The following is a 14434-nucleotide window of genomic DNA, read 5'->3' as shown; positions in this document are numbered from 1 at the left end:
CTGCCAACTGCCAACTGCCAACTGCCAACTGCCAACTGCCAACTGCCAACTGCCAACTGCCAACTGCCAACTGCCAACGGATGGTGGCGCCGACCGTCACGGCGACCAGGGATGACCGAGAGCAGTGAGAGTCCGGCCGCTAGCGCTCTTGCGAGGGCTCGCGGCGCGTCTTTCTTGTGTCAGGCTTCATCCTGCTCCGCTCTCCCGACGCCGGCGAAGACCTGGTACGCCGGGTTGTCACTCTCCTCCCAGTAGGGATAGCCGAGCTCGTCGAGCGAGCGGTGGAAGTCTTCCTGATCTTCCGGCGGGATCTGCGCACCCATGAGGACGCGGCCATAAGCGGCGCCGTGGTTGCGATAGTGGAAGAGGCTGATGTTCCAGCGTTTGCCGAGCGCTGTGAGGAATCCCAGGAGTGCGCCCGGGCGTTCGGGGAACTCGAAACGCACCAGCGTCTCTTGCTCGATTCCCAAGGCGTGACCTCCGACCATGAAGCGGATGTGCTGCTTGGCGGTCTCGTTGTCCGTCATGTCGAGCACCTTGAAGTCCTTGCTGATGAGCCGCGCGATGAGTTCGGCACGTTCCTCGCTGCCCTTGGAGAGTTCGATGCCGACAAAGACTTGGGCGCGCTGGGCGTCGGAATAGCGATAGTTGAACTCGGTGATCTGGCGCTTGCCGAGCGTTTTGCAGAAGGCAAGAAAGCTGCCGGGCCGCTCTGGGATCTCGACGGCCAGTAGGGCCTCGCGGTGCTCGCCAAGCTCGGCGCGCTCGGCGACGTGACGCAGTCGGTCGAAGTTGATGTTGGCACCGCTCTCGATGGCGATCAGGTGGGCGCCGCGCGTGCCGGTCTTCTCGACCCAGCGCTTGAGCCCAGCAACGGCGAGGGCGCCGGCGGGCTCGGCGATGCCTCGGGTGTCGTCGAAGATATCCTTGATGGCGGCGCAGATCTCGTCCGTGGTCACCAGCACCACGTCGTCGACACGGGCGCGGGCGATCCTGAAGGTCTCCTCGCCAATGATCCGCACCGCGACGCCGTCCGCAAAGAGCCCCACTTGGGGTAAGGTCACGCGCTCGCCGGCCGCCAGCGCCGCATGCAGTGTCGGCGCCTCTTCGGGCTCGACGCCGATGATTCTGACCTCGGGATAGAGCCATTTCACATAGGCCGCGATGCCCGCAATGAGTCCGCCGCCGCCCACGGGGACGAAGATGGCGTAGGGCGGGCGCGGGTGCTGGCGCAGGATCTCCATGCCGATGGTGCCTTGGCCGGCGATCACGTCCGGATCGTCGAAGGGGTGTAGGAAGGTGAGGCCCCTTTCCTCCACCAGCTGCATTGCCTGGGCATAGGCCTCGTCATAGGAATCCCCGGCGAGGACCACCTTACCGCCGTAGGCTCGGACCGATCGGATCTTGATTCCCGGGGTGGTGCGCGGCATGACGATGGTGGCTTGAATCCCCAGTCGGCTCGCGCCAAGCGCGACGCCCTGTGCGTGGTTGCCCGCGCTTGCGGCGATGACCCCGCGCTCGCGCGCCAGTCCGCCGAGATGAATCAGCTTGTTGTAGGCGCCGCGCAGTTTGAAGGAGAACACGGGCTGCAGATCCTCGCGCTTGAGGAAGACCTCATTGCCGAGGCGCGTTGAGAGCTGTGGGGCTCGGGTCAGTGGCGTCTCTCGGGCCACGTCATAGACTCGTGCCTTCAGAATGCGCTCGATATAGGAATCTGGCATGCGGAATCTCAGGTGCTGCTTTGTGTTCGGTTGTCAGCGACAGGGCAATCAGCTGCCGGCCTTGGTTTCCTTGGGGGCTCCGCTGCCAGGAGCCTTCTTCCAAGCGGTGAATCGCAACAAGCCCTGCTCAACGCCCAACCGCCTCATTCCAAATAGCTGGATGCTGGTCGCTCTTTTCAGGGGCATGTTACAGGAATCGCCCGATGCCAGGCTTGATGTGGCCGGAGCCAGCGCGCACCCGCTGCGTGCTGTGATCCATCTGCGGCACCCGTGGCGCGAGACAATTCGGCATTTCGCTTGTCCAAGCTTGACGAGTACGACGGTTGACGCGGGGTTGCTAGGACGAGCCGATGCGATCTGTGTCCGTCGCGCAGCTGCCGTCTCAGTTTTGCGACGCTGTCAATGGGGTGGTGTCTCAGCAGGGTCAGCTCGAAGCGGCGACCCTCGTCCTTAGGTCAGTCCGAAAGACGGGGATGCGGGTGCCCCAATCGAGGGCGCTGAGGTGCTTGGTACCGCCCGCCTCAGCCTGGAGCCTGCGGATCCTGAAGGCAATTGCAACAGCGCGGACAGGCTCGAAAAGCGGGCATCACCAGGCGCTTGACGCACTAAATCGGTGCGGATTAGCTTAGACTCGAGCGACTCAGGCATGCGCTCAGCGTGGACATTGGCTCCGCGCGGTGTTGCGCCGAAATTGAATGAGGTCATGGCTTGCTTCTTGCTGTAGAGGCCGTACGACTTGTCTTTTCCCCTCCTCGCCCCGAGCGTTTCACTTCATGCTTTTGCGTCGTGATCGGCGCCGGGGTCGGGCGAGCATCATCAGCTTCCGAGTGAGGTCAATCAGAAATGTCGATCTTCGAACGCTATCAGTCACGCTACGAAGCCTCCCGAGAGGAGGTGTTGAGCCTGCAAGAGTATTTGGAGCTTTGTAAGGCCGATCCGAGTGTCTACGCCGGTCCGGCGGAGCGGTTGTTGATGGCGATCGGGGAGCCAAAGCTTGTCGACACCCGAGACGATCCGCGCCTCAGCCGCATCTTCCAGAACAAGGTGCTGCGTCGCTATCCGGCCTTCTCCGAATTCTATGGTATGGAGGAGTCGATCGAGCACCTGGTGTCTTACTTGAAGCATGCGGCGCAGGGGCTGGAAGAGAAAAAGCAGATTCTCTATCTGCTCGGGCCGGTCGGTGGCGGAAAGTCGTCGCTAGCCGAGAAGCTCAAGGAACTCATGCAGGAGACGCCTTTTTACGCCATTCATGGCTCTCCGGTCTTCGAGTCCCCGCTCAGCCTCTTCTCGCCGGAGGAGGATGGGCCGATCCTCGAAGAGGACTATGGCATTTCGGTTCGTTATCTAAAGACCATCATGTCGCCCTGGGCCGTGAAGCGGCTGCAGGAGTACAACGGCGACATCACCAAGTTCAAGGTGGTCAAGCTCTATCCCTCGATCCTCGAGCAGGTCGCGATCGCCAAGACTGAGCCCGGTGACGAGAACAACCAGGATATCTCGTCGCTCGTCGGCAAGGTCGACATCCGCCAGCTCGAGCGCTTCGCGCAGCACGACGCCGATGCTTATAGCTACTCGGGCGCGCTCTGCCGGGCCAATCAAGGGCTCATGGAGTTCGTCGAGATGTTCAAGGCGCCGATCAAGGTGCTGCATCCGCTGCTCACCGCGACTCAGGAAGGCAACTACAACGGGACCGAGGGTCTTTCGGCCTTGCCCTTCCAGGGGATCATTCTGGCCCACTCGAACGAGTCGGAATGGCAGACCTTCCGCAACAACAAGAACAATGAGGCCTTCCTCGACCGCGTCTTCATCGTCAAGGTGCCCTATTGCCTGCGCGTCAATGAAGAGGTGCACATCTACGACAAGCTCCTGCGCAACAGCTCGCTCTCGGACGCGCCCTGCGCACCAGGCACCTTGGAGATGATGGCGCAGTTCTCTGTTCTGACGCGCCTGAAGGAGCCGGAGAACTCGAGCATCTTCTCCAAGATGCGTGTCTATAACGGCGAGAACCTCAAGGATACGGATCCGAAGGCCAAGTCCGTGCAGGAATATCACGACTACGCCGGGGTCGATGAAGGGATGTCGGGCATCTCGACCCGTTTCGCGTTCAAAATCCTGTCGCAAGTCTTCAACTTCGATCACAGTGAGGTGGCCGCGAACCCGGTACACCTGCTCTACGTGCTCGAGCGCCAGATCGCCCGCGAGCAGCTTCCGCCGGAGATCCAGGAACGCTACCTCAGCTACCTCAAGCAATACCTGGCGCCGCGCTATGCCGAGTTCATCGGCAAAGAGCTGCAAACGGCCTACCTCGAGTCCTATGCGGAGTATGGTCAGAACATCTTCGATCGCTACGTCGTCTATGCCGACTACTGGATCCAGGATCAGGAGTACCGTGATCCGGACACCGGCGAGATGATGAATCGCGGCGCCTTGAACGAGGAACTGGAGAAGATCGAGAAGCCGGCGGGGATCTCCAACCCGAAGGATTTCCGCAACGAGATCGTCAACTTCGTGCTGCGCGCTCGTGCCAACAACGGTGGCGCCAACCCGAAGTGGACCAGCTACGAGAAGCTGCGGGTGGTGATCGAGAAGAAGATGTTCTCCAATACCGAAGACTTGCTGCCGGTCATCTCTTTCAATGCCAAGTCGTCCGTTGACGAGCAGAAGAAGCACGATCAGTTCGTCGATCGCATGACGGACAAGGGTTACACGCCGAAGCAGGTTCGCCTGCTTTCCGAGTGGTATCTGCGCGTCAGGAAGTCACAGTAAGCAGGGCATGAGGCCAGGGTCTGGGGCGCTTCGGCCCCGGACCATGGTCGCGTCCAGTCAATCGCCGAGCACTAGAGAACGCAGCATCCATGTCACATTTCATCGACCGGCGTTTGAACGGCAAGAACAAGAGCACGGTCAATCGCCAGCGCTTCCTCAAGCGCTATAAGACCCAGCTCAAGCGGGCCGTTGCCGACGCGGTCAACCAGCGCAGCATCACGGATATCGACTCGGGCGAGCGGGTCGGTATTCCGTCCAAGGACATCAGCGAGCCCGTCTTCCACCACGGCAAGGGTGGCTCCCGCGACATGGTCCATCCGGGGAACAAGGAGTTCATGCCCGGGGACCGGATTCGCCGTCCGGAGGGTGGTGGCGGCGACGGCCCCGGGCAGGGTAAGGCGGGTAAGGGCGGCAAGGGCGAGGACGACTTCGTCTTCGAACTCTCGCGCGAGGAGTTCATGGATCTGCTCTTCGACGACCTGGAACTGCCCAATCTGGTACGCAACCAGCTTATTGGGACGACCGAGTTCAAGACGGTTCGGGCCGGCTATTCGACCCAGGGCGCGCCGACCAACATCGATGTGGTGCGCTCGCTCAAGGGCGCCATCGCCCGTCGCACGGCGCTCGGTGCGCCATTACGGGGGCGGATTCGCGAACTCGAGGAAGCGATCGAGGGGCTGCTCGGCACGGGCGTCGGCGAGGACGATGCACGTATCCGGGAGTTACGCGAGGAGGTGGACCGGCTCAAGACCCGCGTAGCAGCGCTCCCCTTCATCGACACCTTCGACCTGCGCTTTCAGAGCTTCGTCAAGCTGCCCGAGCCGACCAGCAAGGCCGTCATGCTCTGCATCATGGACGTTTCCGGCTCCATGGATCAGGTGCGCAAGAACCTCGCGAAGCGGTTCTTCATCCTGCTCTATCTGTTTCTTCAGCGCAATTACGACAAGATCGAAGTTGTCTTCATCCGTCATCACACCATCGCTCAAGAGGTGGATGAGGAGGAGTTCTTCTACTCCAGGGAGACGGGCGGTACGGTCGTCTCCAGCGCCTTGAACCTGGCCTACGACCTTCTCAAGGAGCGCTACGACCCCGCGATCTGGAACATCTATGCCGCACAGGCTTCGGACGGGGATAACTGGGATTCCGACTCCAACGTCTGCCGCGACATCTTGATCGATAAGCTCATGCCCCTGATGCGCTATTACGCCTACGTGGAAATCACGCCGCGCCAGCATCAGAGCCTCTGGTACGCCTACCAGGACGTCATGGCCGCGCATCGACACTTTGCGATGCAGGAAATCGCTGGGGCGGACGAAATCTACCCTGTGTTCAGGGAGCTGTTCAAGAGGCAGGAGGCATGACGAAAAGACTCATCACTGATTCTTCGGAATGGTCCTTCCCGATGTTGGAGCGCTTCGACAAAGAGATCGGGAATCTTGCGCACAACACTTACGGGCTGGATACCTATGCCAACCAGATCGAGGTGATCGGTTCGGAGCAGATGATCGATGCTTACTCCTCGGTCGGGCTCCCCATCTACTACCACCACTGGTCCTTCGGCAAGCAATTCGTCGCGACCGAGCAGACCTATCGGCGCGGCCAGATGGGCCTGGCCTACGAGATCGTGATCAATTCCGATCCCTGCATCGCCTATCTCATGGAAGAGAATTCGCTGCCTATGCAGGCGCTGGTGATCGCGCACGCTTGTTACGGACACAACAGCTTCTTCAAGGGCAACTATCTCTTTCGCACCTGGACCAGCGCCGACGCCATCATCGATTACCTGGTGTTCGCCAGGAAGTACATCGCCCACTGCGAGGAGCGCTACGGACAGGATGAGGTCGAACTGCTGCTCGATTCCTGCCACGCCTTGATGAATCACGGCGTGGATCGCTACAAGCGTCCGTCGCCGCTGAGCATGACGGAAGAGCAGCGGCGGCAGGAGGAGCGCGAGGCCTACCTTCAGTCTCAGGTCAACGACCTCTGGCGCACCCTCCCGCTGGCCCCGGACTCGGAAGAAGCGCGCCAAGAACAGCGCTGGCCGGACGAGCCGCAGGAGAACTTGCTCTACTTCATCGAGAAGAATGCACCCCTGCTCGAGCCCTGGCAGCGCGAGGTCGTGCGCATCGTGCGCAAGATCGGGCAGTATTTCTATCCGCAACGTCAGACGCAGGTCATGAACGAGGGCTGGGCGACCTTCTGGCACTACACCCTTATGAACCATCTCTACGACGAAGGCTTCGTGACCGATGGTTTCATGATGGAATTCCTGCAGTCCCACACCGGCGTTGTCTTCCAGCCGCCGTTCGACGCGCCCTACTACTCCGGCATCAATCCCTATGCCCTGGGTTTTGCGATGATGCGCGACATCCGACGCATCTGCGAGAGCCCGACCGACGAGGACCGTTACTGGTTTCCAGACTTCGCTGGCGGAGACTGGCGCAAGGTGCTGGATTTCGCGATGCGCAACTTCAAGGACGAGAGCTTCATCGCACAGTTCCTGTCGCCGAATCTGATGCGCGACTTTCGCCTCTTCGCCATCACCGACGATGATCGCGAGGAGCACCTGGAGGTCACGGCGATCCATGAAGAGCGGGGCTATCGCGCGCTGCGCCAGTCGCTCGCCGAGCAGTACAACCTCGGGACGCGCGAGCCCAATATTCAGGTATTCAATGTCGACCGGCGCGGCGACCGCTCCATGACGCTGAGGCACTTCGTCCACAATCGCCGCCCCTTGGGAGATACCTACGAAGAGATGCTGCGCCACATCCGACGTCTCTGGGGGTTCACGGTTCGTCTAGAGACCCTGGACGACCAAGGTCGCGTCGAACTCATCGGAGAGGCTTGACGGGCCTGGCTCGAAAGCGGTATCAGGGTAGCCGCGGCTCGTCGAGATAAGGGGATTGCCGGAAAAGCTCAAAACCAGATGGCGCCGGATCGAGGTTTGCCTTCAAGGCGCAGCGGGGGGAGCCGCTGCACACGCAAGGCGGGCCTCGCCACAAGTCAGCGGCTATGAGTTCCGACAGAAATCGCCTAAATGCACAAGCCATCCTGTCAATCCGCTTCTCGTGCTCGAGGGGGCTCGATGAAATTCGCTTTATTCCTGCGGTTCCTGGTTGTCGTCTTCGCCTTCGCTCCCGGTGCCGGGTCTGCCAATGCGCTCTTGGTCAGCACCTTGGACGCGCTCGGCAATGCCAAGAACGCTGTCGTTGGTCAAACGCCCCTGCTTTCCGGTCCTGTACTCGCGGCATTTTACGCGCAGCGTGGTAATGACCTTCTTTGGGGCGAGGCCGCGCAGCGGCAGGCTTTGCTCGAGGTGATCCAGAGCAGCTCCGCCGAGGGCCTATCGCCGAGCGACTTCCACGTTGAACTGGTGCGAGGCTTGGCGCAGGAGCCTGGGTTCGAAGATTTGAGTGAGCCCGAGCGTTTGCAGTCCGATATCCTGCTTTCCGATGCGCTGCTGCGCTATGTCCACCACACGCGGTTCGGCAAGCTCGACCCTAAGGCCGTCGATCCCAAGTGGAACGATCGCGCGCCAGTGCCAGCCGAGGTCTTGCTGACCGACATGCATGGTGCCCTCGACGCACCGCATCTCGGTCGTTTCCTCTCGAGCAGGATGACGCAGCCCTTCTGGTACCAGGACCTCAAGAAGGCCCTGGCCAACCTCACCAGCATGGAACACCTTAAAGGGCTTCCGCCACTGCCCTCCGGGCCAAACCTTGCCAAGGGGAGTCGAGGCTCGCGCGTTGCCCTCTTGCGCGAGCGGCTGCAGCTCATGGGTCACCACGATGATGTGGCTACCCCCGAAGAGCTTGAGCTGTTCGATGATAGCCTGGTCGAGACCGTCAAGGAGTTTCAGCGGCGCGCCGGGCTGCACCCGGACGGCGTTGTGGGCCCGCGTACACTGACGACCATCAATGATCCCATTGATGAGGCGAAGATTGAGCAGGTGCGTATCAATCTGGAGCGGATGCGCTGGCTGTATGATGATCTTCCGCCCGACTACATCTTTGTCGACGTTGCCAACTACATGGCGGATCTGGTGCGTGGCGGTGAGGTTACTTGGAGCACGCGCGTGATCGTCGGCACGGAGAAGGATCAGACGCCCATGTTCCGTGACTCAATGGAGCATCTGGTCTTCAATCCGACCTGGAGTGTTCCGGTCTCCATCCAAAAGAAAATGGGCAATGTATCGGCCAAGTACACCCTGGTCGATCGTCGCACGGGCCGTAAGGTCAGCGGCGGCAATGCATCAGACTATAAACGCTATCGTGTGGTCCAGAAGCCTGGCCCCCGTAACGCCCTGGGGCAGGTCAAGTTCATGTTCCCCAACCGTCACGCGGTCTATCTGCATGACACGCCAAGCCGTGGCCTCTTCGGTCGCTCGAGTCGCGCGCTCAGTCACGGCTGCGTTCGTGTTCAGAATCCGGTCAAGCTTGCCGAACTCTTGCTGGGCGAATCCGGCTGGAGTTCCAGCCGTATCCAGAGCACGATCAAGGGGGCTCGGACGCGTTACGTGAACCTCGACGATCACCTGCCTGTCCTCCTCTACTATCTCACCGCGCGTGCCAATGAGAATGGCGGCGTCTACTTCCGCAAGGATATCTATGGACGCGATCCTGCCCTTCGTGACGCCTTTGCCAAGAAGGTGACGAGCGCGCGCATTGCCTTCGCGGAGCCATCGCCCATTCCTGCCCCCGAGCAGGCGCCAGCGCAGAAGCCCGCGATCAATGGGGGGGCCTATGAGGAGGATCAGGACGGCTCGGAGTCATCGCCAGTGCCGGCGCCGCCGAGTGAGCCTGTTCGCTTGACACAATCCGCAGATCGCGACGCTTGAGTCGCCCGGTCGGAGTCCATCCGTGGGTGCAGCGGGCGGGCTGCATGCGCTTTTTTCAGCTTCCTCATTTTTTCAAAGTTTTGCCCCTGTATTCTCGTGTTGTCGATGAGGTGTGAGGGTGGTCTGCGTGTCGACTTGGCGGTTAAAATCCGCAAGGCTTGGGTGCTTGGTAGCGATTGTCGCACGGCGCCTATACACCAAACGACACGCGGAGGGAAGCGGCTTGGTCTCCAAAAGCCTACTGATAACACCACTCTTACTGGCAGCGTCGCTACTCACTGCGACAGAGGCGAACGCGCTCGCGACGGACGCAGTCGCGTCCTACTATGGCTCCCGATTCCACGGGCGGCTTACCGCCAGCGGTCAGCCATTCAACATGAACAGGTTGACTGCGGCGCATCGCACACTCAAGTTCGGCACCCGTGTGCTGGTCACCAATAAGGCCAACGGGCGCACCGTCGAGGTGACCATCAATGATCGTGGTCCCTACATCAAGGGGCGCTCCATCGACCTCTCGAAGGGGGCGGCGAAGGCGCTGGGGATGCTCGGAAGTGGTGTGGCTCGTGTAGAGCTGAAGGTCGTCGATGGAGGGAATTCGCTCCCGAAGCGACCCGAGAAGCTCAGCATCGCGCAAGCTCAGCACATGATGATGGAGCTGTTTTAGGCTAGAAGGCCGTCGATTTCGTCGGCTAAGAATAAAAAGAGCCGCTTTCAGGCCCGAGGTCTTCAGCCGTCGGGGGGTGCCTGGAAGCGGTTTTTCTTTGCGCGGATAGACGCCTAGATGCCTCGTTGGGTGACGGACGCGAAGCCTTGGGTGTTCACGGCCTTGGCAAGCTCTCGGGCCGGGGCCTGGTGACGCGGCAGATCCGGGTCCAGTGCCCTTTGGCTGTCGCAAGCCTGTAGGCAGAAATTTCGGACGCCAGCTTCCGCTAAGGCCTCGCTGAGCCGTGCGACGTCCGCGCTGCACCAGCCCGGCATCAGCGTCGTGCGCACTTCCAGGTCGATGCCGGCCTCAAGCAGTAGCGCCAGACTCTCCCAGGCGTGCTCGCCAGATCCTTGGATGCCGGTGATTGCCGGGTAGTCGTGCGGCAGTGCCTTGATGTCGAGTCCGACCCAGTCGATGACGGGGAGGAGCTGGCGTAGGCGCTCTGGGTAGGCCCCATTGGTATGGAGGCCGATCTTGAAGCCCAATGCCCGCGCTTCCTGGATGGCGCAGGCGAGGGCGCCTTGAGCGGTCGGCTCTCCGCCGCTGAAGACCAGGGCGTCTAACAGACCAGCGCGCTGTTCGAGGAAACCCTTGATATCGGACCAGGGGATGTGGCCTTCCGCATTGCTGTCCAGCAGATCGCCGTTGTGGCAATAGCGGCAGCGCCAGGGACAGCCTTGGCAAAAGACCACTGCGGCTAGTTCGCCAGGGTAGTCGATGGTCGTCAGGCGGGTCAGACCCCCGATGCGCAGCGCCTCGGCCTTGGGCGTGTGCGCTTGTCGTCGCGCGACGCTTGGTGCGGGGGCGTCTTGGGTCGGAGAAGGTGACTTCGGGGTGTCTGGTGCGGGGCTTGGCATGGCGGATGCACCGACCACCCTGCGGTGGCCGGCTCGATGACCTTAGGCTGCTGCCAAGTGCTCGCGGCGATGCTGAACGCCCTGGGGCTGCTCGGTGAAGTAGCAGCGGTCAGCGTGCTCGGCGCGCTTGCCGTTGTTGAAGGCCGAGACCGGGCGATGGTAGCCCATCACTCGAGTCCAGACTTCACAGGGGGTGCGCTCTTCGGTCTTGAGTTCGATGTTGGCGTCGGTCATCTTGTTATGCTCCTTTTAATAGGTTCTTGGACGTTGTCTTGTCGGCTCAGGCGCACGCTGCGGTGCACTTGGCCTGCTGTTCGGATTGCTTGCGGGCGATCAGCTCTTGGTCGCAGATCGGGCAATAGGGGTGCTCTCCAGCGATGTAGCCGTGCTTGGGGCAGATGGAGAACACAGGCGTTACCGTGATGTAGGGCAGGCGGAAGCCCTCGAGTGAGCGCCGCACCAGCCGCTTGCAGGCCTCGGTCGAGGAGATCTGCTCGCTCATGTAAAGGTGCAGCACGGTGCCGCCGGTGTACTTGCTCTGCAGCGCCTCCTGCATGGCCAGGGCCTCGAAGGGGTCGTCGGTGTAGCCGACCGGCAGCTGTGAGCTGTTGGTGTAGTAGGGCGTTTCCTTGGTGCCGGCCTGGATGATGCCGGGGAAACGCTTCTGGTCCTCGCGGGCGAAGCGGTAGGTTGTGCCCTCGGCCGGGGTCGCCTCCAGGTTGTACATGCTCCCGGTGTTCTCCTGGAATTCGACCATGCGGCTGCGTACGTGGTCGAGCAGGCGGCAGGCGAGGGCATGGCCGGTCGGGGTGGTGATGTCGTCCGCATCGCTGGAGAAGTTGCGGATCATCTCGTTCACGCCATTGATGCCGATGGTCGAGAAGTGATTCCGCAGGGTGCCGAGATAGCGCTTGGTATAGGGGAAGAGCCCAGCGTCCATGTGGCGCTGGATCACCTTGCGCTTGATCTCGAGGCTATTGCGGGCGATGTCCATTAGCTCGTCGAGCCGCGCCAGGAGGCCCTTTTCGTCGCCCCGATGGGTGTGGCCAAGCCGCGCGCAGTTGATGGTGACCACGCCCAATGAACCGGTCTGCTCGGCGGAGCCGAAGAGGCCGTTGCCGCGCTTGAGGAGTTCGCGCAGGTCGAGCTGCAGCCGGCAGCACATGGACCGCACCATGTTGGGCGAGAGTTCGGAGTTGATGAAGTTCTGGAAGTAGGGCAGGCCGTACTTCGCGGTCATCTCGAACAGCAACTCAGCGTTCTCACTCTCCCAGGGGAAGTCCGGGGTGATGTTGTAGGTCGGAATGGGGAAGGTGAAGATCCGTCCCTTGGCGTCGCCCTCGGTCATGACCTCGATGTAGGCACGGTTGATCATGTCCATCTCAACCTGGAGGTCGCCGTAGGTGAAGGGCTGCTCCGCGCCCGCGATCACCGGCACCTGGTCGCGCAGGTCTTCCGGGCAGATCCAGTCGAAGGTCAGATTGGTGAAGGGCGTCTGGCAGCCCCAGCGCGAGGGGACGTTGAGGTTATAGATCAGCTCTTGAATCGCCTGCTTGACGTGCGGGTAGTCGAGCCCGTCGGCGCGCACGAAGGCCGCCATATAGGTGTCGAAGCTGGAGAACGCCTGGGCGCCGGCCCATTCGTTCTGCAGCGTGCCAAGGAAGTTGACGATCTGCCCGATGGCGGACGACATGTGCTTGGGCGCGCTCGCCTCGACCTTGCCTGGGACGCCGTTCAGCCCCTCGTTCAGCAGGGTGCGCAGCGACCAGCCGGCGCAATAGCCGGAGAGCATGTCCAGGTCGTGGATATGGATATCCCCGTCGCGATGCGCTTGGCCGATCTCGGGTGGATAGACATGATTCAGCCAGTAGTTGGCGATCATCTTGCCCGATGTGTTCAAGATCAGACCGCCGAGCGAATACCCTTGGTTGGCATTGGCCGCGACACGCCAGTCGGAGCGATCCAGATACTCATTGATGGAGCCGCCGACGTCGACCAGGGTGCGGCTGTCGGTGCGCAGCTTCTTGTGCTGCTCGCGGTAGACGATGTAGGAGCGCGCGGTCTCGAAGTGGTTGGCGCTGATCAGCGTCTGTTCGACGACGTCCTGGATGTCCTCGATCTCCGGCAGGCGCCCCTCACCGAAACGGTGGGCGAGAACCTTGACGACCTGAGCGGTCAGGAGTCCGGCTTCCAAGGGATCGAACTCTCCAGTTGCCTGGCCGGCGCGCAGGATCGCGGACTCGATCTTAGAGGCGTCGAAACGGACTTCGATGCCGTCGCGCTTGAGGACGCGCGTTGGCAAGGTTGGAAAGTTTGGCTGACCGGTTCCCATGGTGGCTCTCTGTGTTTTGCACTATATCTTGTGTTGCAGAGTTTAACGTCGACTAGATGATGTGTTCATCAAGTCGGTTGTTTCTTGACTCAGATCAATTGGGCTGAGTGCTGTGCGGCGTTGGATGGGGCGGATGTGACGACATGCTCGAAGCTCCGCCAAGCACTGAAGGCCGAGCGCCAGCGCCTGCCGAGAGCCTGCATTGGTGGCGTTCGGTCTCGGGTTGGCTAAGATTGGCGGGGGCCGAGCGGTAGGCCCGCGCCATCGAGCCCTAGCCGCCGCCGGCCGTCCGCGTGCGCCTGCGATGCCGGGCTGGGTCGTGCCCTGCCGGCGGCTGGCTGCCTGCTGACGTCGACTCGATCAATAATCAATAACGATGTGGAGGAGACTGGATGATGAAAGCCTTGACACTGCCTTCCTTGGCTTTGGGTGCGACTGGATGGGCCCTCACCGTTGCAGTGACGATGGTCATGCTGTCAGGCCCGTTCGAGACGCGGACTTGTCACACGTCCTGCGTGCAGGATCTGTTCTTCTCCGCCGTGGCCGCTGGCTTTGCAGCGCTGCTGCTGGCCGTCATCGCCTTCTGGCGCGCCGACAGGGGAGTGCTAACGACGCTTGCCTTGCTCATCTCGGGTCCGCTGTGCGCGATCTTCGCGGCCCTGGTCCTCATTGGCACGCTTGCCTGAGCCAAGCACCAAGGCCGTTGCCCGCATGGTGCAGCCCGCTCGCCGAGCGGGCGGACCCTGTCGATCCCGGTCCAGCAATTCCCGCTGAAAATTTTTTCTCTTGAGCGACAATGGGTTGGAGCAGCCTGAAAAAAAGTTCTTCGTAGACTTTTGGCGCCGACTCGGTAGACTGGCCGGCATCATTTCAGTGTCGGATTGAGAGGGGGGTGCTGATGAGCGCTCCGTTTTGCCGCAAGCATCTCAGCATTGAGGGGCTGCTGAAAGAAGCGCATCGGGTGTTTCGTCGAATCCCCGATGCACCGGGTCACGACATCGCCTTGGTCGATCATCTGATGTCAGGGCTAGCGCTCTTCGGGTTGAAGTATCCCTCGCTGCTGCAGTTCGACCAGGACTGCCGGGAGGAGACGACGCGAGCGAATCTCAAGGCCCTCTACGGGATTGAGCAGGCCCCGAGCGACACCCGCCTGCGCGAGCGTCTCGATGAGCTTGACCCCAGTCATGTGCGCCCGCTGTATAAAGCCTTGCTGAG

Annotated in this window: 11 protein-coding genes; 7 read left to right on the top strand and 4 right to left on the bottom strand. The window is 61.4% G+C overall.

The genetic code is table 11. The annotated features are described in order from the left end of the window. Window positions 1–179 precede the first annotated feature (179 nt). A complete protein-coding gene (gene ilvA, locus G3480_RS21510) occupies window positions 180–1721 on the bottom strand; it encodes a threonine ammonia-lyase, biosynthetic (protein ID WP_164655940.1) in 1542 nt (513 codons plus the stop codon). A gap of 843 nt (window positions 1722–2564) precedes the next feature. On the opposite strand from ilvA, the gene G3480_RS21505 reads away from it, so the two are divergent. The 5 genes from G3480_RS21505 (at window position 2565) to G3480_RS21485 (ending at window position 9988) form a co-directional block, all read left to right on the top strand. Then, window positions 2565–4487 (top strand): PrkA family serine protein kinase, encoded by a 1923-nt coding sequence (locus G3480_RS21505; protein WP_164655939.1) that lies wholly within the window; start codon window positions 2565–2567, stop codon window positions 4485–4487. Window positions 4488–4576: 89 nt separating this feature from the next. Further along, a complete protein-coding gene (locus G3480_RS21500; protein WP_164655938.1) occupies window positions 4577–5848 on the top strand; it encodes a YeaH/YhbH family protein in 1272 nt (423 codons plus the stop codon). Continuing rightward, the gene (locus G3480_RS21495) at window positions 5845–7335 is read left to right on the top strand and encodes a SpoVR family protein (RefSeq protein ID WP_164655937.1); all 1491 of its coding nucleotides are present in this window, start codon (window positions 5845–5847) and stop codon (window positions 7333–7335) included. The genes G3480_RS21500 and G3480_RS21495 overlap by 4 nt, the downstream gene beginning before the upstream one ends. Before the next feature lie 237 nt (window positions 7336–7572). After that, a complete protein-coding gene (locus tag G3480_RS21490) occupies window positions 7573–9324 on the top strand; it encodes a L,D-transpeptidase family protein (RefSeq protein WP_164655936.1) in 1752 nt (583 codons plus the stop codon). Between the two features lie 223 nt (window positions 9325–9547). After that, entirely contained in the window at window positions 9548–9988 is a 441-nt protein-coding gene (locus tag G3480_RS21485) for a septal ring lytic transglycosylase RlpA family protein (RefSeq protein ID WP_164655935.1), read from the top strand. 113 nt (window positions 9989–10101) lie between these two features. On the opposite strand, the gene G3480_RS21480 is transcribed toward G3480_RS21485, so the two are convergent. From G3480_RS21480 to G3480_RS21470, 3 genes are read right to left on the bottom strand one after another with little or no spacing between them, the layout of a single operon-like run. Next, entirely contained in the window at window positions 10102–10887 is a 786-nt protein-coding gene (locus G3480_RS21480; RefSeq protein ID WP_164655934.1) for an anaerobic ribonucleoside-triphosphate reductase activating protein, read from the bottom strand. Between the two features lie 42 nt (window positions 10888–10929). Further along, window positions 10930–11121: an anaerobic ribonucleoside-triphosphate reductase gene (nrdD, locus tag G3480_RS29090; RefSeq protein WP_164655933.1), complete on the bottom strand. Its 192-nt coding sequence runs from the start codon at window positions 11119–11121 to the stop codon at window positions 10930–10932. 46 nt (window positions 11122–11167) lie between these two features. Continuing rightward, a complete protein-coding gene (locus G3480_RS21470) occupies window positions 11168–13219 on the bottom strand; it encodes a ribonucleoside triphosphate reductase (protein ID WP_164655932.1) in 2052 nt (683 codons plus the stop codon). Between the two features lie 395 nt (window positions 13220–13614). On the opposite strand from G3480_RS21470, the gene G3480_RS21465 reads away from it, so the two are divergent. Beyond that, window positions 13615–13905: a hypothetical protein gene (locus G3480_RS21465; RefSeq protein ID WP_164655931.1), complete on the top strand. Its 291-nt coding sequence runs from the start codon at window positions 13615–13617 to the stop codon at window positions 13903–13905. A gap of 212 nt (window positions 13906–14117) precedes the next feature. After that, window positions 14118–14434 (top strand): hypothetical protein (locus G3480_RS21460; protein WP_206171834.1); only part of this gene is annotated, 317 nt, incomplete at its 3' end.

The organism is Thiorhodococcus mannitoliphagus, from assembly GCF_010915725.1.
In the GTDB taxonomy this organism is placed as follows: Bacteria; Pseudomonadota; Gammaproteobacteria; order Chromatiales; family Chromatiaceae; genus Thiorhodococcus; species Thiorhodococcus mannitoliphagus.
The sequence above is the reverse complement of the archived record's forward strand: the minus strand, read 5'-3'. Positions and strand labels throughout refer to the sequence as shown.